The following is a 26,773-nucleotide window of genomic DNA, read 5'->3' as shown; positions in this document are numbered from 1 at the left end:
CAGTCTAATCTTGTAAACTCTTATATGTCCTCTACCATTTTACCAAAGATTATCCAATTGTAAAATTAATAGATTGTCATCTATGAGTTGCGAAATTATTTGTCATATTAGAAGAGGTCGGCAAAATTACATAAACACGCTCAAAAAGGTTCCCACTGCTCGTTCAACATCTACATCCACTGCAACTTGTATGGGTTTACCCACTTTTGGCTGAGCCCGCAAGTCCGCTACGACCATTCCCGATGTAAACTCACCTTTGTGCTCCACACGAACATTCATCTCTTTGTAGGTTACTAGATCTGGTTGCAGCGCAACCATAAGTGCGAGTGGATCATGCAGCGGTGCGCCGTTGATCAAAAAGTTCGCTTCACGATAGAAATTAAAATAATGAGTAAGCGATTGTTCCATAAACGAAATGATCGCTTTATTTTCTTCACGTCCAAAACGGTTTAATAAATCGATATGCTCTAGTGTAATCCGCGTCTTAAGCGTAACGTCTAGGCCCACCATCATAACAGGAAGCCCAGATGTAAATACATGATCAGCAGCTTCCGGATCCCCGGCAATATTCGCTTCCGCAACCGGTGTTCTATTGCCGGGACAGAAGATCGTACCGCCCATCACCACTACTTTTTTCAAAGTATTCTTAATACCAGGGTCCATATCAAGCGCCATTGAAAGGTTGGTTAGATGTGCCAGTGTGACTAATACAATCTCTCCGGGATTCTCATTAGCCATCCGAACAATAAACTCAGATGCAGTTTCGTTAATGGGACGCTGGCTGGATGGAGCAATTTCCACATTGCCAATACCGTTCTCACCATGCACATGAGTGGCGTAGCCTGAGTGCTCACGAACAAGTGCCTTGGATGCTCCGATCGCTACAGGAATCTCATAACCGGGCTTAGCAAGCTCGATTAGCCGCAGTGAATTGTCCGCCGCCTTTTCGACCTCAATATTTCCAAAAACGGTTGTAATTCCTTCTACAATTACGTTTGGAGCACGTAAGGCGTATAGAATCGCCAGTGCATCGTCAATACCTGTATCTGCATCAATAATAATTCGTGTTTTGCTCATTTATGTTCTCTCCCATTATGTTTTTTTCATAAAAGCTATCATATCACGGCCAACGAGGGTCGCTCAATTTTTATTCAATTCCTGTTCTTTAAAGGCTTCAATAAACCGCTCAGGATCGCACTCTATCAAATAAGCATACACGCCCTTACTCGTGTGGAGATAGAACATGCCGCCCATATCCCCCATTGAGCGATAAGACATATCGAAAATATCTTTTAGCGGGAATTCCCGATGACGTGTTACAATTCTATCTTGATACAGATACATTAGCCGATTGGAAGCAACACTTCGTTGTTCTCCATCCCTAATTTCTCGTTGTATCTTATAATACGGAAGCTGAGCTACCCATTTCATTTGCAGTCCTCCTGCTTGTCGTAATGGACTCCATTTTATTATTCTTTTTACCCTATTGCAAAATAAAGAAGCTTAACGATCCCATTAGCGGAATCATCAAGCTTCAGTAATCACCGTTTATTTCGTTGTATAAGCTGCGGCTGCCTTGCAAAAGCGTTCCAATGCCTCAACTAATGTGGATCTCGGACAAGCCAGATTAATTCGTAGATGGCCTTTGCCTTCTGTTCCAAAAACAGAACCTTCATTAAAAGCCACTTTAGCCTCTTTGTACATCAGCTGCTTCAGACCGTCTATTTCCAAGTTTAGTTCGCGGCAATCCACCCAGAGCAGGTAGGTTCCTTGCGGCTGCATCACATGAACCTGTGGTAAATGCTCCGCCAAATAGCTGACCGTATAATCCACATTATCTGATACATATTGTAACAGCTCATCCAGCCATTCTTCTCCGTCATTGTAAGCGGCTTGTACCGCTCCTTGCGCGAAGAAACTAGCCATATGTAAGCTCAAGGCTTTCATTTTTTGATCAAATTTACGTTTCAATTCCGGATTCGAGGACACGATAAAAGAGGATTGAAGCCCCGGAAGATTGAAGGTTTTGGTCGCGGCAAGGGTGGTTAACGTAATATTGGCAATTTCCTCAGACAAGGATGCAAAAGGAATATGCTCATAACCTGGAAGCGCCAAATCACAATGGATCTCATCAGAGATAACTGTCACTCCGTGACGCAAGCACAGTTCACCGAGCTTCAACAGCTCTTCTCTTTCCCATACTCTACCGCCTGGATTATGCGGACTGCATAACAGCAGCAGCTTCGCTCCACCCAACATCAACCCTTCCAATTGCTCATAATCCATCTCAAAGCGCCCATTACGGACGATAAGCGGATTCTTGGCAACCTTCCGGTCATTCATCTGGATGACATCATAAAAGGGATAATAAACTGGCGATTGTAAAATAACCCCGTCCCCAGGCTCAGTAAACAGTTCAACAGAGAGGCTTAAGGAAGTTACAATTCCGGGAGAATCTGAAATCCACTCCGGTTTGATCTGCCAATCATGCCGTCTTTTAAACCATGACGTGATGGCTTCTTTATAAGTATCACTAGGTACACTGTAACCGTAAACTCCTTGTTCTGCGCGGCGCAGAATGGCTTCCTTCACTGCGGGAGGACTTTCAAAATCCATGTCTGCCACCCAAAGCGGCATAATATCCTTCTCACCAAACAACTTCTCGGATTGGTCCCATTTGTAAGAGCTAGTATTACGGCGGTCAATTACGCGATCGAAATCATACTTCAACTAAAGTCACCTCATCCTTATAAACTTATCTTTTATTGTATCATGAGGAAACCGATATGGCATCTTAAGATAGAATCAAAAGAATTCACATAAATAGATGATTAATTTCAAGTCGTTAGACGATAGAAAAACAATAGAATGTTAATAGTAAATACTCTGAATAAAGAGGAGGACCTTCGTTCGTCCTCCTCTTTACAATTATCATAAGTAAAATCACCAATATTAAGGTGACCAACTTATCTATACGAAATACACCTTGTTACGCTAATTGTGTAATAACGAGATGTGCTGAAACAGATCTTGTTCCTCCAGCGAGAGGAGTAATAGTAAGTGCAGTAGAGTTACCAGCAGGATTGCGAACGGTCAGGATGGTGTTAATGACCGTTGTTTGCACTATAGCCATTTCTACGATTTGCGATGTACCTGTTGCGCGTCCAACTACGGTATAAGCGAGATCTGCGCCATTAAGAGTCAAGATGAGTTGTCCCGCTTCGGTTACACTAACCTGAAACAACACCTGATAAGTCCCTATTGCCGCTAAATTAAAAGAACTAGGACCTGTTCGTGCAATTGTTGTCCCGCTAGTAGGTCCGTTTTGAGGAAAACTTACGTCTGTGCCCGGTGCTACAGTTGCTGCATTATCAGGAGGCATTAGGGCAAAAAAATCAGCAAAACCTAATACGCCTCCTGTTGCCCCGGTTGCGCCCGTTGCTCCTGCTGCTCCCGGTGCTCCGGTTGCTCCCGCGGCTCCTGCTGCCCCCGGTGCTCCTGCTGCTCCCGGCGCCCCGGTTGCTCCCGTTGCTCCTGCTGCCCCCGGTGCTCCTGCTGCTCCCGGCGCCCCGGTTGCTCCCGTTGCTCCTGCTGCTCCCGGTGCTCCAGCTACTCCCGGCGCTCCCGGCGCTCCCGGCGCTCCCGGCGCTCCCGGTGCTCCTGTTGCTCCGGTTGCTCCCGGTGCTCCTGGTGCTCCCGGCGCTCCCGGCGCTCCGGTTGCTCCTACAAAACCTTGTGGTCCTATAGCTCCTGCAGGACCCGGTAAACCTTGCGATCCCTGAGGACCTACAACTCCTTGGGCACCCGGCACGCCTTGCGCACCCTGAGGACCAACGGGGCCCGCTACACCCTGAGGACCAATCGCTCCCGCTGGCCCGGGTTCACCTTGAGGTCCTTGGGGTCCCGGAGGTCCGCCGGCAGGTCCTTGAGGTCCTTCAGCTCCTTGGAATCCTCGTGCTCCTTGAGCTCCGGGAATGCCTTGGGCCCCTTGTATTCCTTGGAGTCCTTGTGCTCCTTGCGGCCCTTGCGGTCCTGTAGCACCAACAACTGTCGGAGTAGTAACATTCACTTCTGGTGGAGGACAGGTTACTTTTACAATCTTCTTAATAACCTTTCGGCGATGTTCTTTTCTTTTTCTTTTCGAAGGAAATACAGTGGCGACTTTTTTCTTATGACACTTTTTATCGTCTGGACAACTCAATGCGTACACCTCCCTATAAAGATAGTTCAGTGTACGCATCTTATTAATTTTAGACATGGACCAATAACTAGTTTCTATTAGACTGGAACCTATTTTTATAAAAAAGGGCTAATAAAATAGGAGGTGGCCCTTAAGCACATTACAATGTCCACACCATTTTAATTTACTTTTCGTATTTTATGATTAGGACAACTGACACTTCCCTATTAGGCCCAAATCATAGATTTGGGTCTTTTTTTGAGCACATAAAAAAACAACCCCCAAACCACGGGAGCTGCTAATCATCAACTATTATATTGTATCAACAGGCTTACGAATGGTGTTGCCTACCTTCGTAAGAATATCCGCCATTGATGCCGAATCATTCACGTCATAATCATCAATGTTCAGTCGGAGCACTGGGCAAGCTGTAAACTCATTGATCCATTTCGAATATCTGCCATGCATATGTTCCCAGTAGGACACGTCCGTTTGTATTTCCATTTCACGGCCACGTTCATTAATTCGCGCTAAAATAGAAGGAAGACTGCCTTCAATATAAATCAGCACATCAGGGTGCGGGAAATAAGGTGTCATAACCATAGCTTCATACAAGCTTGTATAGGTTTCATAGTCTGTCTTGGACATCGTGCCTTGATCCGCATGCATTTTAGCAAAAATACCAGTGTCTTCATAAATCGAGCGATCTTGAACAAAACCACCGCCCATTTCGAACATTTTCTTCTGTTCTTTAAAACGTTCGGCTAGGAAATAGATCTGTAGATGAAAACTCCATCTCTCAAAATCATGATAAAACTTTTCAAGATAAGGATTATGATCAACTTGCTCCAGCGAGGTTTGAAAATTCAACCTTTTAGCCAAAGCACCTGTTAAAGTGGATTTTCCTACCCCCACGGTTCCTGCCACGGTAATTATGGCGTTATCTGGGATGTTATATGGATTCATTTCATTAGCTCCTTTAGGTGAGAGGCAATTTCGACGAAGTGTTCTGGGTTCTCCACGAAATCGACTGCATTTCCATCTATGGTAATAATAGCGGTAGACGGCTCTTGAATCGCTAGAGAGGCCATCGCATCATCATAATCTTCTATCAATTGCTGCAAATACGCAGTATCCATGTCCCCTTCAAAAGGGCGTCCGCGTTTGGCGATTCTTTTTAACAAGGTATCGAGATCCGCTTTTATATAGAGAATAATATTTGGCTTCGGCAGGTCATCCGTCAGCACATGATAGATTTGTCGATACTTTTCTCGTTTCGTTCCCTTCAGCGTTCGTTCCCCAAAGATAAGGTTCTTATAAATATGATAATCCGAGATCACCGGTTTACCTTTATCTATGTATTGAGTTACTGTATCTTCAAGCTGCTTGTACCGATTACAGAGAAAAAACATCTCCAGTTGAAAGCTCCAGTCATCCATGTTCTGATAAAATTTAGCCAGAAACGGATTCTCATCAACAATCTCCTTAATAATCGGTAAGTTTAATTCCTCTGCAAGCATCGAAGCTAATGTTGTTTTTCCAGCCCCGATCGGGCCTTCCACTGCAATAAACGGTGCATGTTTCATTGATGCTGACTTCCTCCTCAGATACGGACCCTTCAATAACTATTTTTAAAAACAGACTAAATTATTGTATCACATGAGACCTTACTTGTGAGCGGCTAATTATGAAGAAACTTTTCCAGCAATACAAGTATACAACTGTAAGCTAGACCCAATAACAAGAGAAGGATCCCTATGAAAAAACGGTTCGATATCTATCTTCTCCCCATCCCCACGAGCATGAAGCGGACCGAGGAGACTCTATTTCCGAAAAATCGGCTGTATCAGCATACAATCGGACTCAGTTGCAGCAATTCTACCAAATGCGCCCTAATAATAGTCACTATCCGGCCAATAAGAGCTATACTGTCCATAACCTTAGCTAAATAAGCTAATAAATACCAATAGCTGCTATACGGTCCTTAGCTTCACTTCTCTTTTCCTAGATGTAATCGCGCATTCAAAGGACTGGAACCATAGCAAAAAAGGTGTCCCTGAAGGGACACCTTTTTAGATCATTCTATTAAGATAAACGTCCGCTGAAATCTTCGAAAGCGAACTGTTTGATTACTTTAATTCCTTCTTCGTCATTGTAGCTGACGATAGCTGGCAGATTCACGCCGTTAAACATATGGTTCTTCACCATGGAATAATGCGCCATATCTAGGAATACGAGTCTATCGCCGTATTTCAAAGGCTCCTTGAAGGAATAATCTCCAATCACATCTCCGGCTAGGCAAGTCATTCCACCTAATCTGTACGTATAAGGATATTCCCCAGGTTGTCCAGCATCGATAATGTTCGGACGGTATGGCATAGCCAGTACATCTGGCATGTGGCATTCAGCCGAAGTATCGAGAATCGCAATGTCCATTCCGTTATGCATAACATCCAGAACGGTAGCTACCAAATATCCAGTATTAAGCGCAACGGCCTCACCTGGCTCCAGATAGATTTCCACACCGTAAGTCTCTTTCATATGCAAAATGCAGCGGACAAGGGTCTCCAGATCATAATCGGGACGTGTAATATGATGACCGCCACCAAAATTAAGCCATTTCATCCCTTTGAGATAAGGTCCGAACTTCTCTTCGACTACCTTGAGCGTACGCTCCAGTGTGTCAGAATTTTGTTCGCACATGGTATGGAAGTGTAATCCATCAATCCCCTCAAGCTCTTCAGGTCTAAAGTTAGGGAGAGTTACTCCCATTCTGGAATAATTGTAGCATGGATCATACAGCGGAACTTCGATCTCGGAATACTCCGGATTCACTCGAATGCCGCAGCTGATGTGCTTCGGTGCATTTTTCACACGATCCTTGAATCGATTCCACTGGTCAAAAGAATTGAACACAATGTGATCGGAGTATTCAAGAAGCTCATCGAATTCACTGTCCACATAAGCTGGTGCGTAGACATGAACCTCTTTGCCCATTTTTTCATAGCCAAGTCTGGCTTCGAATAAGGAGCTGGAAGTTACGCCATGCAAGTACTTGCCAACTAGCGGATACAAGGAGTGCATAGAGAAGCCTTTTTGCGCGAGCAAAATCTTAGCTCCTGTACGTTCTTGTACAGAATTCATAATCTCAAGATTGCGGGTAAGCAATCTTTCATCTACAAGGTAACATGGTGACGGGACAACGCTGATATCAATATCCATCAATCGCGCCTTAGTCTAGCAGCGTTGGCGAGAAATCTTCTTGCCAAGGCAGACCATGTTTATTCAAAGCTTCCATGAATGGATCTGGATCGAACTCTTCTACGTTGTACACGCCTGGTTTCTTCCAGATTCCTTTTATAATTAACATTGCTCCGATCATTGCAGGAACGCCTGTAGTATAGGAAATGGCTTGGGAGCCAACCTCTGCATAACATTCTTCATGATCGCAAACGTTGTATACATAATAAGTTTTTGGCTTACCGTCTTTAGTACCTTGGATGATACATCCAATGTTAGTTTTACCTTTTGTTCTTGGTCCCAGGGAAGCTGGGTCAGGCAGCATTGCCTTCAAGAATTGCAAAGGAACGATCTCTTTACCTTCGTACATGATAGGCTCGATAGAAGTCATACCCACATTCTCAAGCACTTTCAAGTGAGTCAGGTAGTTCTGTGAGAAAGTCATCCAGAAACGGATCTTTTTCACGCCCTTGATGTTAACAGCCAAGGATTCCAGCTCTTCATGGTACAAAAGATAAATATCTTTAGGTCCAATTTCCGGAAGATCGTAAACTTTCTTCTCAGAAAGTGGTGCAGTTTCAATCCACTCGCCATTCTCGAAATAACGGCCATTAGCTGTAATTTCACGAATATTGATTTCAGGATTAAAGTTTGTAGCGAATGGATATCCATGATCGCCAGCGTTGGCGTCAACAATATCAATGGTATGGATCTCGTCAAAATAGTGCTTTTGCGCGTAAGCCGTGAATACGCCAGTTACTCCTGGGTCAAATCCACTGCCGAGCAAAGCGGTAAGGCCAGCTTTCTCAAATCTTTCTTTGTAAGCCCACTGCCAGGAATATTCGAATTTCGCTGTATCTTGTGGTTCATAATTGGCAGTATCCACATAGTGCACTCCTGTTGCCAGGCACGCATCCATGATCGTCAGGTCCTGATATGGGAGAGCGACATTAATAACGACATCCGGCTCAAAGCTCTTGATCAGTTCAATGACTTCGTCCGTGTTATCTGCATCGAGCTGAGCAGTAGAAATCTTCGTGCGGCCTCCGGCTAATTTATCTTTCAGAGCGTCACATTTCGCGACAGTTCTGCTAGCAATGCAGATCTCTTCAAATACATCCGGGTTCTGGCAGCATTTATGAACAACAACACTTGCTACGCCGCCAGCGCCAATAATTAACGCTTTTCCCAAAATAAAAACCTCCTAAAATTCCATTTGCAAAATCAACAAGGCTGATTATACATAATATTTTTGAATAAATCAATAAAAACCGACAAAAAATGATGTGTTTTGTGTAAAATCTCTAAGAAATCTTGTTAATACTCTTAAATGCTCATATTTCCTCGATTATCCACGTTTATAGATCAGGTGTTTAGTTGGAACAGAGTGAATTTTCAGAAACTAGGGCAACTAGATTATTCTATCACAAGAGGGTTATACTTCATACGATTTATTTTAAAATCAATGAAAAATCTCACCACCCTTTCAACTCCGCCTAAAGAAGTTCGGTTTCCACACATTCCAATCAACAGCACTGCAGCAAATACAAAGAGGCCGTAATATATACTCTTACCCGTTTTTGTCCCAATATTAATCGTTGTTGCTATGCCCATCCGTTTCGCGCCCATAATTGAACGATCATTGGGATAATTATAAGTTGTCCCATTTTTCCAATATTCATCATCATCCGTATAAAGAATCCTCGAAAAGATTCCCGCACACATTCTTCAAAATCGCGTACGCTTTGTTTACGGTCATTGCATATCCCCCTAAATCTTCTGCCTTCCACGCAAAAAAGCTGAGCTCCCCTGAAGGAGAGTTCAGCCTAAAGCTTCTAATATATAGTCAACTTATTTATTAGAATTTATTCGAACGGCATAAGCATCTGCATCCCATTCTACCTGCGCCCCCAACATTTCACTTATCAATCTGAGGGGTACATAAACGCTATCATTAATGAAGACCGGTTTTTGATCTGTTGCGATAATCTTTCCATTAACAGTCGTTTGTCCAGTTACCGAATTCAAGATCAGCGTTGTAGATCCCTTCACAGCAACCACAGCTCTCGATGGAACATCCCAACGAACATTAACTCCCATCTGCTCGAAGACTCCTCTTAAAGGAACATATGTCGAATTATTGATTAGTAACGGCGGCATAGTCAGTTCCATTTCATTCCCATTCAACAACACTTGAATAGATTTTTTCACCAGCTGAGGCGTACTCACCTCGATCTCTCTGACCCCCAGACCCGTCTGTCCAAATTCATTTGCCCCCCAGGCAAGGACATGACCATCTTTTAAGAGTACATAATGATTTCTGCTCCCTTTAGAAACGGAAACTGCATTCTGGATGCCTTTAGACTGTGTAACATTAATCTTGTTCTTATCACCAACCGTCCACTGCCACACGGTCCCATCCGCCTTCACTGCGGAATCTGTTGTCAGCGAAATGACGTCTGTAAGTCCTGGAACCTGAACAGGCTTTAGAGCTTCTCCCAGATATGGATCTATGTAATTATTCCAAATCCATACTGTGCCATCCCATCTCAATGCCGCCCCATAAAGTCCATAGGCTCCATCCATATCAACCGCTCTATATTCTCCGCTTCCTTTAATAAGCGTAGGCTTCAAGATTACGCCCTTCTGAGTTCCCAGTGGTTGCTGTGATCCCCACACCCATACCTCTCCGCCGTTACCAAGAGCCACTGAATTATTCGATCCCGCTGCTATAGACAGGACGGTGGGTAGTCCCTTCACCTGCACCGGGGTTAGCTTGTTTTTCCGCGAATCGTCACCGAGTTCTCCTTGTTCATTGCCTCCCCACGCCCAGACCGTTCCATCTTTAAGAAGAGCTAAGCTAAAGGTGCCCCCCGCAGAAACAGCTTTCACATCTGTTAGCCCTTGCACTTGAACAGGCTCTACAAGAATCTTAGAAGACTGTGTTCCAATGCCAAGTTGTCCATGCTCGTTCCCCCCTACCGCCCACACTGTACCATCGTCCTTCAACATCAAGTTATGGCGATAACCACCTGAGATTTGCTTTACATGATCGATATGCATTTTGACGGGAGTATACGCTGGTGTGGTCGCCCCATTACCAATAGAGCCATACCCACCACCCCACGCCCAGGCTGTTCCATCCGCAGTGACGGCATACGCACTTCTGTCACCAGCGTCCAGTTGGGTGATGCCAGACAATAATTTCTTTTCTTCAAGTGAATTCACATTATCTGCTGCTGCCACTAAAGGTGAGACCATAGTCAGGCAAAGAACAGTCCCGACAACAACTCTACAAATCCGACTTACCTGCACTTTTGACATCAAGCTTTGTTTAAACACTTGAGATCACTCCTTTTATTAAAAAATAGATAACGCAACAACTCACGGTCCCGTTCCAAAACCTCCAATCTTCCAGCCGTTAGCGTGTTTGGTCAACACTGCGAAGCGAGTCTCCCGGCCATCTGGGGTATTGAAGACGGGATTTAGTGATTTCATATACAGATCGACCACAATATTTAACGTTGTGCGGTCACCGATGTCTTTAATTTCTGAGCCAGTATCATAATCCATCACTTTATAAGAGGTAGGCTTAGCCTCAACAATACTTTCACTGAGAGCATTTTCACCACCAAAACCCGGGTTATAGAGTTGATGCGCTTGACGGTTAACCGTCAATGCAGTGAGTAAGGCATTAGGATTCAAACATGCGCGGGCACGGGTATGATTACCATCCTGAATAGCCTGAAAAAAAGCATCCAGCAGCTCGAAATGGTCTAATGAGGCTAAGTCACTATTCTCTCCTTCCTCAGCAAACAAACCTTCTCTCTCCGTCCACTCCTCAAATGTAAGTCCTGTAATGTCAGTCAAGCTACGCTTCTTAATAGACGGGCCGATACTTTGAATATTAAATTCCAGCCACGCACCAACGGTATTCCCTGATTGCACAAGCAAAACGAGGTTGGAGGGATAAGAAAATTCTTTTTGTTCGCCAGAACCAGGTAAACCATCGACTAAGGAATACCGCTGCACCTCTACCGTGGTCCCCTTCAGCAGTGTCAAATCCAATCCTGCATCTTTAGAGAACTCATTCGCTAATTGCCAGTAAAGTCCCACTGGATACTCCCCCAGCTTAACCTCCCAGTTCTGCGGTACCTCAACTGCAAATGCCTCCGGATGGCTCTGAACTTTATAATCCAGTGTTTGCAAAAAGTCTTCGGGAATCATAGTTACTTGAGCAGATGTTGGCGTTACCTGTGGTACAGACGTTGAAGCTATAGAGGCAGTAGGTTCCACACCTATGGAGTTCTCCCCTTGATTACATCCAGAGTTTAAGAGTACAAAAAAACAAATCGTTACCATCGTTACAAACTGCCGCTTAGTCATCTGATTCCCGCCTCTCTAATCACTCCTCTATATTTAGACTGAGGAATATTATACAAAGTTGCGGGATACTGGAAATTATTAAAATCATTTTATACGCATAGGACCCTGTAGTTTGGGATTGGCGTTGATTTTACCTGCTTATGCGGCATAAATCGCCTGTTGCTTCGCTCTAGGGCTCTCGTCCACCTTTTGACACTTGTTAACTTCGAGAGCATAATAAGCTTCGGCATATTGCAACGGATTTCCATGAAATACAGGTATATGCAGGACCTTGGTGTAATTGCATCAGAGAGGATGATAACGAGTGAAAAAAGATTTTGATATAAAAAATAAACCCTTCCTAGTCTTTAGCTTCGTCCTGCTGCTAAAATGCGCAGTGGCCTGGTTCGTAGTTTTTAGCGACGGTCCTAACTGGAGCATGCTGCTGACAGAGATCCCATTTTTCTTTATCGTATTTGGACTCATAGAATGGATGGCTTCCAAACGAAAGTTTCTGTATTACATGATAGCCAACCTATTGATTTCAGTCATATATTTTGCCGTGCTAATGTATTACAAATATTACGGTGTAATTGCTACTTATCATGCCTTGGAACAAGCAGATAAAGTAACTAAGGTGGGAGAAAGCACATACTCATTGCTGGACCCTTACTACTTGTTCATTTTTGTGGATATTGTAGTTTTCATGTTTTTTATGTTCCGTCCGAAATATATTGCGATCTGGAAAGAAAGAGGTATGAACCGCCGCATGAACCGGACTGCTTTGTTTGGAATCATCAGTGTTTCTTTGGCGGTCTGTGTCTTTAATGTTTGGCCAAATCATGCCAGTATGAACGAGAACAAAAAAGCGGAGAGTATGGGGATTCTTAATTACGAGGTCTATACTATTTTTGCCGATACAAGGGAAACAGAAGAAATAATCGACAGCAAAGAAATCACGCAACCATCCATTAACGAGACCAAAGGGATTACAGAGCCTGTCTCACCGAAGTACTGGGCGGCAGCTCAAGGTAAGAATCTAATCGTGGTACAAATGGAATCTTTTCAGAACTTTTTGCTGGGCCTGAGCATTGACGGGCAGGAAGTAACACCCAATCTAAATAAGCTTTTGAAAAGCGAACATTATTTCAATAACTTCTATACTAATGCCGGGCAAGGAACAACTTCGGATGCTGAATTTGTAGTGAATACTTCGTTGTACGTTCCCCACCACGAGGTAGCCACTTCATCCAATTATATGGATAAGGCGCTTCCGAGCCTGCCTAAGTTGATGAAAGCTAATGGATATAACACAGCAACCTTTCACACCAATAGCGTAGAATTCTGGAACCGCAAAACCCTATACAAAGTACTAGACTTTGATAAGTATTATGATCAAGCGTTCTATGGGGATGACGATCATATCGCATTCGGTGCTTCAGATGAGGTACTCTATGCCAAGACTGTTCCTGAATTAGTCAAAATGGATGCTAAAGATGATCCTTTTTACGCGATGGTCATTTCTATGAGTGCTCATCACCCTTATAAAATGCCAGAGTTAAAAAATAAAATGACACTGCCTAAACGGTATGAAGGCACCCTAGTTGGCAACTATATTCTAGCTCAAAATTACGCAGATTATGCAATGGGACAATTCCTGGATCAATTAAAGTCCAGTGGTCTATGGGATGATAGCGTCATTGTCTTTTACGGTGACCATCAGGGTGTATCGCTATATTCCCTTGATGGCAACGAGAAATCGTTAATGGAAGAAATGGTCGGCCACGAATATGGTTATACCGATATGTTCAATGTTCCTTTCATCGTTCATGCCCCTGGTGTAGGTGAACCTGCCGTGTACAGCCAAACTGGCGGCCAAATCGACATTATGCCAACTGTAGCTAACCTGTTAGGGATTTCAATGAAAGACCAGCTCCACTTCGGAGAAGACCTGATGAACCAACAGACCAACATGCTGCCTGTCAGACACTTTTTGCCTACCGGCTCTTTCATTAATGACACAAGCATGTATTTAACTGGTGTCGATTACGACGATGGAGACAACTTTAATCTAATCGATGGCTCAGAAACAGAGGGCGGTTCGACAAAAGAACAATTTGACGCCGTTCAGCGGCTTCTAAATATGTCAAACAGCTACATTCAACAACTGCCGGATTTACCCTCTACGGATGATGCAAAGTAACTATAAAAAGAATGCCCCTCAGCCAAATAGCTGAGGGGCATTTTTGCATTTTTTATAAGAATCTAAAACTTAATTAAGCTTCAACATCCTATCGATAATCACTGCTGCTTGAGCACGGTTGGCAATGTTTTTAGGACCGAAGGTATCCGCAGTCAGACCTTGCACAATACCTTCCTGAGTTAGTAATGCCACCGCTTCTTTACCGTAAGCAGCGATTGTAGCCTGATCTTTAAAGTTAGCCAAAGCGGCATTTGTATCACTTACCGACTTGCCTTTAAATTTCTTAAGTGCATTGGATACAATGATTGCCATTTCCTCGCGTGTAATCGCACGGTTAGGATCAAACTTTCCATTGCCTACACCGTTAATCAATCCGTTCTTGACCCCGGATGCAATGTATCCGTAAGACCAGTCAGTAGCTTTCACGTCACTGAAGGCAGCGGATGATTTCACATCAAGCAGATCAAAAGCTCGCACGATCATGGTAATAAACTCGGCACGCGTCACCTCTTTAAGCGGAGCAAAGGTATTATCGCTCACCCCTTGCAGAATCCCTTTTGCCGCCAGCTCTTTAATCGCCGATGCTGCCCACGCCACCTTACCTAGATCCGTGAAGTTAGAACCTATTGGGGCTGGTGTCGCAGACGGCTGCACAGTTGGAGTTGGAGCTGGAGCTGGCGTTGGTGTTGCAGACGGCTGCACGGTCGGTGCAGGTGTTGATGTTACAGATGGCTGCCACGGTGTCGAAGGTATTGTTGGCTCTTGTTCATTCACCCCGTTATCCATACCATCCTCTTCAGTCGCCGCTGGAGCGGCAGCATAGATTGAATTGGCAAGCAATCTGAATTGATTTTGCGGATGATATTTATTCATCAGATCATTCGCAAATAACGTCACATGAATGTTGTCTGTATTGTAAGTAAGCGCCAATACTTGGTCTTGTGCAGCCTCGTTATTCGGCCACCAGCCTGCTTTGAAAAAGTCAGCGCCTGATCCGTATTTCGCCAAGATCTCTGCGCCTTCAGGCACTTTTGTAATATAAGCCGCGGAAACCGTGTAGAGGTATTCGCTATCGGCATAAGGCGCTGTAATTACATTGTCCTGAGAGACCTCAGCCTTAAACAATCCCTCATGAGCATCTTCTTTGCCCTCCTTATTGACCGGAGTTGAATAGTCCAGTCCAGGGAGGACCTTAAGCCCTTTAACAGTTTTCAGCATCGTTCTTCCATAACCGATAAATGGTTTACCTGTAGCAATCAGATTCGTTCCCGAATTGATTAGAACATCTGCTGCCACTGTATCCGTAGTTACGTTAAATCCAAGATCCTTCAGCATAAATGCAGTCGCTCCTGCAATAGCTACCTCAGGAGCCTTAAGCAATTTACCCGTTCTGTTCTCTGAAGCACTAAACGGCACAATATCCAGCAGATATTTAGACGATACCGTTCTAAGGTTGGATCTGGAAACAAGGAAACTTCCCTTCTCGTAACCCGTCCCCCCATTCTCCAGCAGTGTCACTGCCTTATGGTTGGCTAGCAGCTCATTCACAGCTTTTATCGCATCATTGTTGCTGTTTTTAATCACATAATTTTGCTCGAACGGAGATTGATCCAGATTCGTACTAGGGATCGTTACACTGCTAACCTGTTCTGTTTTCCCAGTGAATGCTCCAACAGAACGGCTAATATATCGGTCAAAACCACGCATAGCCGAGAAATTCTGTACCGTATCTGAATACATCTCATTAAAATCCGAGACATCTAGTCCATCATACAAGACAAGATTCGCATAACCTCTTTTGGCTTGATGCATATTCACCACATAGGTTCCAGCCGGATAGACTACAGAATCTACAGTTACACTGGCTGTTGTCCGTTCTACTTTCACATTGTTACGCAGTAGGTACTGAACCATTTTGTAGGTTTCCAGATCATTTTTTTGCAAATCTTTTGCAACCGGAAGAATGTAATACTCAGGGAAGAAATTCGTATTCTCATCTACCCCTGGACGTCCAATGGACTCATTCTGTGCATTGATTAGATAATCTTTAACAGCAGCATTAGTATTCTCATTTTGGATACCCCGTTTGAAGATTTCCAATTGATTCAGGAACAGTTCCTGCTTGTTGTTGATCACATAATCGGTTGCCCCCAAAGCCGCATAATAAAAGGCATCCAGTGAATCTTCATTCAATTCAGGCACTTCAATCGTATGCCCAAGTGCTCCTTGATGCATGGCATATACAGCTGTGTAGGCTGGTGAAGCATCATCCCAACCTGTTGCATTCGTTCCTTTATAGTTCGGATCCTGTTGTGTTTTTTCGTATTCTTCATAAGGGATATGGTAGGAATCATATTTAGTATTAGCAATTCCCGCCTTCCCCATGGCATTTGCTTGCTCAAGCATACTTGGCATTACAAGATCATATTCAATGTTAGGATCATGAGGTGGTGTGCAAGGCTCAATCAAGAAGCCACTTACAAATCCATGCATGTCCAAAAAGGTAAGCGGCGTCCACTTAGCAATTTGTGCAGTTACCGCTTGTGTCTCAGGCTGGGTCTGGTAAGAGTTGTCCCGATTTGGATCAAGCAGTGTTGAAGTTTGACGCGTGTTTAACGCGCGACCGTCAGGATTCTCTACATAATCAAGCAGGAAAATCACATGGTCAAGCGCTTCGTCGATGTTCAGAACTACCTTTTTCGGATTTCCATTCTCATCAGTGGTATCATAGGTGACAATTTGCTGTGTCATCAGCGTATCCAAAAACTTAATGATTACATCAACACCATTGGCTTCATCGGCATGAATGTTATTCAACCAGATAGGTACCTTATAATCCTGCAGTTCCCCGTCGTTAATTTTCTTTTGCAGGGCTTCAGGATCATTCATCATAAGCGGTAAGGTCTCGTTCAAATATTGATCTACTGAGGACTTATCCTTAGCAACAATAGAGAAATGAATGGCACGACCTTGAGTTGAGGTCCCAATTTGCTGATACTCTACATATCGATCATATTTATTATTGCTTTCAGCAGTAATCCTATCGATCGCCGGTTTAATCTCATCATATGTATGATAGGTTTCATATGGATTTAGTTTGACTTGCTGCTCTACCAGCACATCTCCAGCAGGTAATGTCCCGATTAGATTATAAATTCCCACTCGTTTAACGTACTCTGCACGTATACCCGTTAGTGAGAGATTCTCTCCGTACAGCAAATCAAAATGAATTAAAGCTTTTACTTTTGAACCTGAGATCGGCTCATAGGTCACTGTTACGAAAGGATTACCTGAATAATCTTTCGCATCTTTATTCCATTTCTTCCACTCTGCCAGCGGCTTCATCTCTTCCGCCGTTCTGCCAAAATTCCAGATGATATCTTGAGGCGATGCCCCATCAGGAAGATCTAAAGTCAATTCTAATGTTCTAGCTTCCGTCATAGAAGCTTTGTATACTTCTGTGGAAACTGTCGCCGCTATTTGTTCATAGACAGCAGTCGCTACCGTAGTTTGTTCTGAAGAAAGCACCGCTGGATCAGCTGTGTTCTCCGTAGAAACCGGAGCAACAACCGCCTGCGGGTTAATTTCGGTTGCAACTTCACCTGCATATGCAGCTGGAAGCAGACCCGACATCATAAGTGTAAAAGCTAGTAATAAAGATAGTATTCTCTTGGACATTTTTTACCTCCTATAATTTTGTCTACTTTCACCCCAAATTGAATGAATATACACTTATATGAATCTGTATTCATAACATAATATAGTATTCTATTAATTTTGGGAACAAAAATAATAGAAAAAATAATATTTTTATACGACTCGCCTAAGTAAGCGCATTCATTTTGTGCAAGAGCCCTACACTACCGCAACAAAAAAAGCGCCCGGATAACCGGACGCTTTGAATTACAATGAATATATTAAACGGTTTCTGGAAAAGAAGCTTCACTTACCTCTTGTACAGGTACAAGTTCACTGCTACCCTCTTGCTCTACAGGTGCGTTAACCAGCATATACACACGGGACTCGTAAGGCCGTAATGCGACAGTCTCAATCGGCTCCGCAGGATCAACCTCATAGTTATGCAAGAGCAATTCACTAGTATCAAACTCCAAATCAAATGGAAGGTCAAACAGTGCTTCCTCTGCTGTCAGGTTAGACATGACCAGCAGTTTTTTATTTCCAAGCGTCCGCGTATAAGCATAAATACGTTCATCTTCAGGCAAAATGAGATCATATGTCCCGTAAACAGTAACGGGATTAGCAGCCCGAAGAGCGATAAGCTTTTTGTAATGATGATAGATGGAATAAGGGTCCTGCTTCGCCCGCTCCACATTGATTTCCGTATAATTCGGATTCACCTTCATCCATGGCTTGCCGCTGCTGAAACCAGCGTTTTCAGAGTCGCTCCATTGCATTGGTGTTCTAGAGTTGTCCCGACCGTTCTTCCAGATTACCTCCATGACTTCTTCATGTGATTTACCGGCTTCAGTCTCCAAACGATACAAGTTCTTCATCGCCACATCATCGTAATCATCCATTGATTCAAATCTTACATTGGTCATCCCAATTTCTTGACCTTGATAAATAAATGGTGTTCCCTGCATCAGGAAATACATCGTAGCCAACGATTTAGCTGACTCTTTCCAATACTGGCCATCATTTCCCCAAGTAGAAACTGAACGCGGCTGGTCGTGATTTTCGATGAACAATGCGTTCCAGCCTCTGCCCTCAAGACCTTTTTGCCAACGGGAGAGCGCTGATTTTAACTGCAGAACATCCAATCCACCTGTCACACTCTTATTCCAAAGAGCTAAATGCTCGAATTGAAAAATCATATTAAATTTGCCTTGCTCTTCACCCACCCACGACTCCGCCTGATCAACATTTACACCACTCGCTTCGCCAACTGTCATGATGTCATATCGGTCAAACGTCTCCTGCTTGAGCTCCTGCAAGAAATCGTGAATCCCTTCACGGTTCATGTGCCCATCGCCAGACGGAACATACGGAAGATTCTGTGGATTCGGCAGATCGGGATGTCCGGTGATTTTTTTAATATGTGAAATGGCATCCACCCGGAAGCCGTCGATTCCTTTGTCCAGCCACCAGTTGACCATGCTATACAATTCACGGCGCACCTCAGGATTCTCCCAGTTGAGGTCTGGCTGTCTTTTGGAAAATACATGCATAAAATATTGCTCTGTGGCGGGATCAAGCTCCCAAATCGAACCGCTGAAAATACTCTCCCAGTTATTCGGCTCCTTCCCGTCCTTGGGATCACTCCAAATATAATAATCCCGCTTCGGATTATCCTTGCTTGAACGTGCTTCAACAAACCATGGATGTTCGTCCGAAGTATGATTAATCACTAGATCCAGAATCAGCTTCATGCCTCGTGCATGAACCTCGTGCAGCAGCTGATCAAAGTCGGCCATGCTGCCGAACTCCGCCATAATATCCTGATAATCCGAAATATCATAACCATTATCATCATTTGGGGATTTATAAATAGGACAGATCCAAATGACATTGATGCCAAGCTCCTGCAAATAATCAAGTTTAGAAATGACTCCCTGCAGATCGCCTACACCATCACCATTGCTGTCCATAAAGCTCCGTGGGTAAATTTGATACGCTGTGGCTTCTTTCCACCATGTTCTGTTCAATGCATGCAGCTCCTTCGTATTCATATACCCTTCACAGGAAAATATTTTCCCGAAATTCATTAGAATTAATAATTCAGTTATTGTTTTTAGCAAAAATTCAACTTTATCGTTCAAAACAAGCTTTTTTCAAGGAAATAATTTTCCTTCAGCGATCATTATAGGACCTTTTATTTCCTAGGTCAACAACAATCTTTTGGATTCTTGAAGCTATCCGTGATATGCTTGCGAGAGTTGAAACACCAAGTGAATCATATGGAAAGTTATGGTGATCTTCTTGAAGGTAAAGATAAAAGATATAGCCCAATTGGCAAACGTTTCGATCTCTACGGTGTCCAGGGTAATCAATAACAGCAAACCAGTTAACGATGATGTCCGTAAACGAGTACTGGAAGCTATTAAACAAACCAACTACCGTTCGAATGTCATCGGCCTTGAAACGGACAAAGCTAATACACAGCTGATCGGTGTGATCATTCCGCAGAATAGCAACACTGTACTGGATGACTTCAATGTTGGCATTCGCGATCTCGCGGATTTGTATGGATACGACATTATGGTCGGATTAACGGACGGCAGTGCAGAAAGTGAACAACATTATTTGAAGATGTTCCAGCGGATGGGGACAGAAGGAAATATATTTGTGGGTTCTATTCCAAACCATGAACATTTGGAGATCATCCGCAACTCAAATACACCTTGCGTGCTTGTCGGGCAACAATCGCAGGTGGATACGATTCCTTCCGTTCATCTGGACAATATAACTGCCTCTTATGAAGCTGTTACTTATCTGATTCAAAAAGGTCATCGCAAAATCGCTATGATTCGTGGCTCGGGAGATAATGCAGTGGGCGGGGATCGGTATAAAGGCTATCTACAAGCCCTTATGGATGCAGGCATAACCTTAAGGAAAGAATGGGTAGTAGAAAGTGCGATGGCCGTCGAAGATGGGAGCGACGCCATGCGCCGACTTATGGATAGCGGGGAGTTACCTACTGCGGTGTTTTGCTCTACAGATTGGATGGCAGTTGGAGCCATGAATCATTTAATCGATAACGGTCTACGGGTGCCAGCTGATGTTGCCGTGTTCGGATTTGATAACAGCTTCATTGCCTCTATCGTTCGACCTAAGCTTTCCTCGGTTGAATACTCAGGAACGGAGATTGGGATGACCGCCACTCGAACCTTAATCAAGCTGATTAAAGGGGAGACCGTTGTGCCGCATCATGCAAATGTGGCTCATTATTTGGCTATTCGGGAAAGTACGGGTTAGGAGCTGAGGAGCTCCTAGCCCATTTTTATACAGATGATGTTATTGATGTTATTGTGTGAATCCTACTTTGGCTCGTTCACGCGTTTTGGTATCTAGAGAGATAGAACAGATCGAGCTGATTGGAATATAAAACTCTTCAAAATCCGTCCGATATTTGACGAACTTTTCACTTACCGTTTCCAGCACTCCTTTTGTAGCGTTGGAGCCATCCACAAAATAGATTGTTACCTCTTTTCCCTGCAAAACCTCCAGCATAGCCTTCTTCACTCCTTCGTCTTAGAGATTTGTGATGACCTTATCGATAATTCCGTATTCAACCGCCTCATCGGCTGACATGAAATAATCTCGATCCATATCTTGCAGTACCTTCTCTACCGTCTGCCCAGTTCGGTCCGCTGTAATTTGCACAAGCACTTCCCTTGCCTTCAAAATACGTTTGGCACTGATCGCAATGTCACTAGCTTGCCCCTGCGCCCCACCATGCGGCTGATGAATCATAATCTCGCTATTCGGCAAGGCATAACGTTTCCCTTTGGCCCCAGCCAATAACAACAAAGAACCAAAAGAAGCCGCCATTCCTGTACAAATGGTATTCACCGGCGGTTTAATAAGCTGCATCGTGTCATAAATACTGAAGCCTGCGGTGATAGAGCCACCTGGACAATTAATATACATGTGTATATCTTTATCCGGATCTTCTGCTGATAAAAACAATAACTGGGCAACAATACTGTTAGCCAGCTGATCCTCAATTTCCGCACCTACGAACACTATCCGGTCCTTCAACAGCCGCGAATAAATATCGTAAGATCTTTCACCTTGATTCGTTTGTTCGACTACATAAGGAACGTACGCCATCTGTATTCGACCTCCATCTGTTTTAGAGTTTTGAAATCTACCCTGTAAACGGATTAGTATGGGGATAGGATACGTTAGGCGTGAGAATTTTTATTTTTTTAAATTGCGTATCTTAATTTCCTGCTCATTCGTTTATTATTAGAAGTAATCGAAATCACCTTACTGGAAAAGGAGTTATGCAGAGTGATCATCCTTGAGAAGCTTAGCACCGGAGATGCGCCGGATGAAAGTAACACCAGGTCTTTGCAGAAAGCTCTGAAGCGATATTGTCTTGCATTGACACAATCCCCGTGGGATGCCGATGATTTAGCTCAGGATACATGGGTCAAGGCCCTAGGTTATATGAAGACTTCGGACTCAACGAGCGCAAATAATAGGAACAGTCCAATGAATGAAGTTAAACAAAATAAAGAAACCATTGAAAATGATAAAGCTAATGAAGCTAATAGAGCTAATGGAGCTAATCAAAAACTTGAAACTAATCAAACTAATAAAACTAATAAAACTAATAAAATGAACTATACGTTTTCTACGGCTGCAACGGCTGCTAATACTGCAATGTCAGCCAAGGCTGTAACGCCATCTAAGACTGCACCGTCTACAAAATCTGCAATGCATTCTACGATTCCTACAAATTCTACTCATCATACCCGTTCTACAAATCACCCAAATCCTGAGGCATTGCTTTTTCGGATTGCCCGAAACACATGGATTGATATCATGCGGCGAAAAGCCACCTTGTCACGAGTATTGGAGCTGGATCAGTCCCCCACTGAGGCCTCTGCGGAGTATGGTTCATTTGAGATTGAAGCTGCTTTTCAAGCACTACAGGGTCATTTGTCTCCGCTGCAACAGGCGGTGTTCCTGCTTCGAGAAGTATTGGGACACTCTGCAATGGAAGCTGCCGACATTCTCGATACCACAGAAGGGGCAATAAAAGCCGCTCTGCACCGAGCCCGGCAAGCCCTCCCTCTCGTAAGACAAGAGCTTCTTCAGGCCGATGGTCCTTCCTTACCACAGGACACAGCCATGCAGATCGTCTTGAGCCGCCTTGCAGCCGCGTATGAACATGGGGAAATTGCCGAGCTGATCGAGCTTGTATTTGCGGACGAAAGTCAGGAACCTGTAATGGCGGTATCGAGCCAAAGCTTGCAAGGCTTCCAGACCTTCCAAACTGGTGGATTCAGTTCAAACAGCTGGAACTATACCACGCCAGGAATGTGTATGGTGGCGTAGTTTTTCGTTAAGCTGGATCTCGGGCAGCTAAGTGTCTCGTTACGTTAAAAACGAACAGATATGATTGTGATTAGTGCGCTTAATGTGTAATTAACATTTGGGCTGTTTGTGGTAACTAGCTACAAACGTTGCATATTGTGCAACAGAATCCGCCGTCCTGGCAGCAAAAATTGAATCTGCAGCACTTTCTGCAATAGATTCTGGTGAAAAGTTAGTTTAATGCCACTTGCTCATCCATTGATTGTAGAGAGTGCAATAGGATCTAATTTTCTCCACTCTAATACGAATTCTATTGCACGAGGTACAATCAAACTAACTCTTTCCCTTTAGTCCAATTTGTATCACTCAAAACTCAATACATTGCTGCTGATCTGGCTGATCCCGCTGCTACAATGAGTCAGAAGCTTTATACAAACCAAAAAACAATCGTTTTAATAACCATTAATAGCAATCAAGGAGTGAGGTTGATGAGGAAGATTCTTATTTTAGGCGGCACACGCTTTTTTGGGAAACGTTTGGTCGAGCGTCTGCTTGAGGATTCTAAGAACGAAGTCACCATATTAACGCGCGGGGAAACAAGCGATCCTTTTGGCGATCTCGTTCACCGGATACAGGTAGATCGGTCTCAACCGGAGGCCTTCGCTCAAGCATTAGGTGATACGAGTTGGGATGTGGTTTACGATAATATTTGTTTTTCACCTGATGAAGCGGATCAGGCGCGCCGTATTTTTGACGGCAAAACCACGCGTTACATACTGACTTCAAGTTTATCTGTCTATGATTTCAGTGAGCAAGCGCTGACGGAAGAGATATTCGATCCTGAAACGTACCCAATTCGTTATGGAGGACGAAAGGATTTCACCTATCAGGAGGGGAAAAGACTTGCGGAAGCTGTCCTTATCCAACAAGCTACGTTCCCGGTAGCCGCTGTCCGCTTTCCTATTGTTCTGGGAACTGACGATTATACACGAAGACTCCATTTTCATATTGAACATGTACGTAACGAACTGCCCATCGGGATTCCGAATCCAGATGCAAATATCTGTTTTATCCGTTCGGACGAAGCTGCTGATTTTCTGTATTGGCTCGGCAACTCGACGGTGACGGGTCCTCTCAACGCTTGCTCAGACGGTAAGGTTAGTATTAAAGACCTTATCTCGCTGATTGAAAAAGAGACCGGAAAACAAGCCGTCATTCAAAGCGAAACAGCGGATGCGCATAATTCTCCATTCGGGATCACACAATCCTGGTTTATGGATACAGCTAAAGCTCAATCGGAGGGATACAAGTTTCTCACTCTAAGCGACTGGCTCCCAGAGTTAGTTAGCACCCTAAATCAAACTTACGAGGACTAATTACTAATTATATTTCTACGATAAAAAGCTGGCTCATTCGTGGATACTCCCACGAATGAGCCAGCTTCTTCATGCAACAAAACACAATTATGCGTTGAGTTAATTGCACTCTATACAACTATTTTCAGGTATGTGCACTCCCACCTGGTTTTAGTTGTATTTCATGCAATTATATCCCCACTAAACCACCGTTATCGTCATTTCGCCTCGAAATAACTGCACTAAATACAGCTAAACCCTAATCAAGCTAAATACAAACTTTTTTAGTTGTATAAAATACACTTAAAATCAAAACGGCAGGTAGAACCTCACTAAGCGCTAAACTTTAGCCTCTCATCTCTCATCTCTAAACTCTATTCTATAAACTCTAATCTCTAGACTCTACTCACTACTCCCTACTCCCTACTCTTTTCTCTACTCTCTACTCCACCTTACGCTTAGAATGCCATTTCCCGCTGAGCTAAGCAGAGATTGTCAGATAAGCCCCCTCTTTAGAACCGTCTGCATTTGGTGTACTACCATCATTTGGAGTACCGCCATCATCTGGAGGATCACCAGCACCTAATGTATCATCTCCTAATGCGTCTCCTAATGTGTCCCCAGCTTCTGGATTGCCAGCATGCTTTGTATCCCTACCACCTTCATCGCTGACCCCATCGTCCCCATCCGAATTAATCTTAAAAATGTTGATTTCTTTGAATAAATTCTGCGAAATTTCGTTAATCTCAATGGCTTGACGGGCTATATCACGGATAGCATGATCCTGCTGTACGCTGGAGGCGTTCACCTCTTGCACCCCGGCCGCAGTTTCCTCGGCGATGGCCGCGACGGCATGCACAGACTCTGCGAGTCTACGGTTCATAGTCTGAGTCATATCCACTTTGTCGTGAATTTGCCCAATCTGTTTACTAATCTCCACAATAGATTGATCAATCGCTACAAAAGAGGACAACGTTTCGGCCACTTTATGATCCTGTTCCTCAAGATTTCCTTTGGTCACCAGCATATATTGCTGGAATTCATCCATACCGGATTGCAGCTCGCTAATAATCTGACTGATATGTACGGAGGACTCTTTGGTTTGCACAGATAATTGTCTTACTTCATCAGCGATGACAGCGAACCCTTTTCCGTAGGCACCTGCCCGGGCTGCTTCAATTGCTGCGTTAAGTGAGAGGATATTGGTCTGATTAGAAATATCTGTTATGGATTTAGTGATGCGCGAGATGTCCTTTGATTGATCACTCAGTTTGGTTAAAGCCAGATATACTTTATTAACAGATTCTCGCGAATGCTCAGACACCTCCCGGAGGGCGATGACGGATTCAGATCCTTTACGAGTATTGTGATTAGCCGTTTGACTGGTAGCCAGCATAACCTCGGTATACTCCGTGATCTCATTCACTTCACGTTCCAGCTCCTGAATCAGGCCAGCGCTCTGCTCAGATTGTCCTGCCTGCTGTTCTGCGCCTACCGAGATTTCCTGTATAGTGCTTACGATATCTTGATTCGTATGCGCCGTTATAGATGAAGATTCTTGAAAAGAATGCGAATAAGTTGCCAGCGAAGAGGCTACTGACTGGGTATGCTGAAGCATTTCCCGGACCCGCTCCACCATATGATCAAAATGATGACTCAAACTGCCCAACTCATCGTTGTAAGGTGAATTAATCTGCTGACGCAAATCTCCTTCGGCAATTTTTCGCAGAGCCACTTGCAGTTTATGAATAGGATTCAGGAAGGAACGTATGAGCATAACCGCAATCACTAATGTGAAAATAAACACTAGCACAGCTGCGTAAGCAACTATAGAGGTGGTCAGATTAAGCAGATCAAAAGAATAATCCTGTGCTTTTTCTGCATTCTCTGCTGCTGCCGTATACAATTGTTCATTAGTCACTAGCATGACTTCACTCAACGCTGTAGCTTTCGTATGTAATTCATCGATTTGTTCCAGCACACTCATGGGATCAAGCTGCTCGTCTTCTATGGTCTTTACCAATTCGTCAAAATATCCCGTATATTCCCCAATCTGACTATGTAATTGTTCTAACTCTTTAAATGCCGGCGAATCTGCCGCAAAATTCACCGTCGCCAACTCTTTAGTCAGCTTTGTTTGCTTGTCCTTAAAAGGTTGGACGAATTCCAAATCACTCGAACCCGCTAATGAAGATTCTACCGCATTCATTTCCTGCAGCAGTTGCGTAATTATAGACACGGTAATTCGTTTTTCCATCTCAGCTTTTTGCGTTTCCATAGAAATCTCCACTTGGCTGATTTTATGATTTTGATAAAACGCTACTCCCAAAAAGAAAAGAACAACGGCGGAAAAACTCAAAATCAACTTCCATTTCATAGTTAGATGCATAGATCTAGCTTTCAACAATATCATCCTCCGTA

General features: G+C 43.8%; 19 protein-coding genes and 1 pseudogene. 5 read left to right on the top strand and 15 right to left on the bottom strand.

Features of this window, described 5'->3' with window-relative positions:
• Positions 1-126: 126 nt before the first annotated feature.
• The 10 genes from MHB56_RS24155 to MHB56_RS24110 all read right to left on the bottom strand — a co-directional run bounded on the left by MHB56_RS24155 (position 127) and on the right by MHB56_RS24110 (position 11,806).
• The gene (locus MHB56_RS24155; protein ID WP_341144090.1) at positions 127-1,077 is read right to left on the bottom strand and encodes a nucleoside hydrolase; all 951 of its coding nucleotides are present in this window, start codon (positions 1,075-1,077) and stop codon (positions 127-129) included.
• Positions 1,078-1,140: 63 nt separating this feature from the next.
• Complete coding sequence (locus MHB56_RS24150; protein ID WP_036679330.1) at positions 1,141-1,431, bottom strand: hypothetical protein; 291 nt, start codon at positions 1,429-1,431, stop codon at positions 1,141-1,143.
• Between the two features lie 117 nt (positions 1,432-1,548).
• Positions 1,549-2,730: a MalY/PatB family protein gene (locus tag MHB56_RS24145; RefSeq protein ID WP_076278615.1), complete on the bottom strand. Its 1,182-nt coding sequence runs from the start codon at positions 2,728-2,730 to the stop codon at positions 1,549-1,551.
• Positions 2,731-2,989: 259 nt separating this feature from the next.
• A complete protein-coding gene (locus tag MHB56_RS24140; RefSeq protein WP_445667751.1) occupies positions 2,990-4,201 on the bottom strand; it encodes a collagen-like protein in 1,212 nt (403 codons plus the stop codon).
• Between the two features lie 291 nt (positions 4,202-4,492).
• A complete protein-coding gene (locus MHB56_RS24135) occupies positions 4,493-5,146 on the bottom strand; it encodes a deoxynucleoside kinase (RefSeq protein WP_076125023.1) in 654 nt (217 codons plus the stop codon).
• Positions 5,143-5,766, bottom strand: coding sequence for a deoxynucleoside kinase (locus tag MHB56_RS24130; RefSeq protein WP_076304418.1), 624 nt, complete (start codon positions 5,764-5,766; stop codon positions 5,143-5,145). The genes MHB56_RS24135 and MHB56_RS24130 overlap by 4 nt, the downstream gene beginning before the upstream one ends.
• A gap of 499 nt (positions 5,767-6,265) precedes the next feature.
• Positions 6,266-7,402, bottom strand: a complete 1,137-nt coding sequence (gene nspC, locus MHB56_RS24125) for a carboxynorspermidine decarboxylase (RefSeq protein WP_076125019.1) — start codon at positions 7,400-7,402, stop codon at positions 6,266-6,268.
• A gap of 10 nt (positions 7,403-7,412) precedes the next feature.
• Positions 7,413-8,612: a saccharopine dehydrogenase family protein gene (locus MHB56_RS24120; protein WP_036679313.1), complete on the bottom strand. Its 1,200-nt coding sequence runs from the start codon at positions 8,610-8,612 to the stop codon at positions 7,413-7,415.
• A gap of 659 nt (positions 8,613-9,271) precedes the next feature.
• On the bottom strand, positions 9,272-10,762 hold the full coding sequence (locus tag MHB56_RS24115) for a stalk domain-containing protein (RefSeq protein WP_076125015.1): 1,491 nt from the start codon (positions 10,760-10,762) through the stop codon (positions 9,272-9,274).
• 42 nt (positions 10,763-10,804) lie between these two features.
• Positions 10,805-11,806, bottom strand: a complete 1,002-nt coding sequence (locus MHB56_RS24110) for a DUF4830 domain-containing protein (protein WP_339172863.1) — start codon at positions 11,804-11,806, stop codon at positions 10,805-10,807.
• A 304-nt stretch (positions 11,807-12,110) separates the two neighbouring features.
• Here MHB56_RS24110 and MHB56_RS24105 point away from each other — a divergent pair, with 304 nt between their 5' ends.
• Positions 12,111-13,988 carry an LTA synthase family protein gene (locus tag MHB56_RS24105; RefSeq protein ID WP_076220704.1) on the top strand — a complete coding sequence of 626 codons (1,878 nt, stop codon included), beginning with the start codon at positions 12,111-12,113 and terminating at the stop codon, positions 13,986-13,988.
• 69 nt (positions 13,989-14,057) lie between these two features.
• Here the strand turns inward: MHB56_RS24105 and MHB56_RS24100 are convergent, their stop codons facing one another.
• On the bottom strand, positions 14,058-17,666 hold the full coding sequence (locus MHB56_RS24100) for a M14 family metallopeptidase (RefSeq protein ID WP_341144088.1): 3,609 nt from the start codon (positions 17,664-17,666) through the stop codon (positions 14,058-14,060).
• A 239-nt stretch (positions 17,667-17,905) separates the two neighbouring features.
• Positions 17,906-19,654, bottom strand: coding sequence for a glycoside hydrolase family 13 protein (locus MHB56_RS24095; protein WP_081383157.1), 1,749 nt, complete (start codon positions 19,652-19,654; stop codon positions 17,906-17,908).
• Positions 19,655-19,928: 274 nt separating this feature from the next.
• Here MHB56_RS24095 and MHB56_RS24090 point away from each other — a divergent pair, with 274 nt between their 5' ends.
• Entirely contained in the window at positions 19,929-20,924 is a 996-nt protein-coding gene (locus MHB56_RS24090) for a LacI family DNA-binding transcriptional regulator (protein WP_340395369.1), read from the top strand.
• Positions 20,925-20,972: 48 nt separating this feature from the next.
• Here MHB56_RS24090 and MHB56_RS24085 read toward each other — a convergent pair whose 3' ends face one another.
• Together MHB56_RS24085 and clpP are read right to left on the bottom strand one after the other, a co-directional pair.
• A complete protein-coding gene (locus tag MHB56_RS24085; protein ID WP_076125006.1) occupies positions 20,973-21,179 on the bottom strand; it encodes a hypothetical protein in 207 nt (68 codons plus the stop codon).
• A 21-nt stretch (positions 21,180-21,200) separates the two neighbouring features.
• Positions 21,201-21,782, bottom strand: coding sequence for an ATP-dependent Clp endopeptidase proteolytic subunit ClpP (clpP, locus tag MHB56_RS24080; protein ID WP_036679301.1), 582 nt, complete (start codon positions 21,780-21,782; stop codon positions 21,201-21,203).
• 243 nt (positions 21,783-22,025) lie between these two features.
• Here clpP and MHB56_RS29895 point away from each other — a divergent pair.
• The 3 genes and pseudogenes from MHB56_RS29895 to MHB56_RS24070 form a co-directional block, all read left to right on the top strand.
• A pseudogene (locus tag MHB56_RS29895) lies at positions 22,026-22,130 on the top strand (sigma factor); the annotation flags it as partial.
• The gene (locus MHB56_RS24075) at positions 22,125-23,018 is read left to right on the top strand and encodes a sigma factor-like helix-turn-helix DNA-binding protein (protein ID WP_445667763.1); all 894 of its coding nucleotides are present in this window, start codon (positions 22,125-22,127) and stop codon (positions 23,016-23,018) included. The pseudogene MHB56_RS29895 and the gene MHB56_RS24075, both read left to right, overlap by 6 nt.
• Before the next feature lie 467 nt (positions 23,019-23,485).
• The gene (locus tag MHB56_RS24070; protein ID WP_341086113.1) at positions 23,486-24,373 is read left to right on the top strand and encodes an NAD-dependent epimerase/dehydratase family protein; all 888 of its coding nucleotides are present in this window, start codon (positions 23,486-23,488) and stop codon (positions 24,371-24,373) included.
• Between the two features lie 460 nt (positions 24,374-24,833).
• On the opposite strand, the gene MHB56_RS24065 is transcribed toward MHB56_RS24070, so the two are convergent.
• Positions 24,834-26,630 (bottom strand): methyl-accepting chemotaxis protein, encoded by a 1,797-nt coding sequence (locus MHB56_RS24065; RefSeq protein ID WP_341144086.1) that lies wholly within the window; start codon positions 26,628-26,630, stop codon positions 24,834-24,836.
• Between the last annotated feature and the right edge of the window lie 143 nt (positions 26,631-26,773).

It is taken from the genome of Paenibacillus sp. FSL H8-0315, assembly GCF_038005365.1.
Classification (GTDB): domain Bacteria; phylum Bacillota; class Bacilli; order Paenibacillales; family Paenibacillaceae; genus Paenibacillus_AQ; species Paenibacillus_AQ odorifer.
This window is presented reverse-complemented; position numbering and strand designations above follow the sequence as displayed.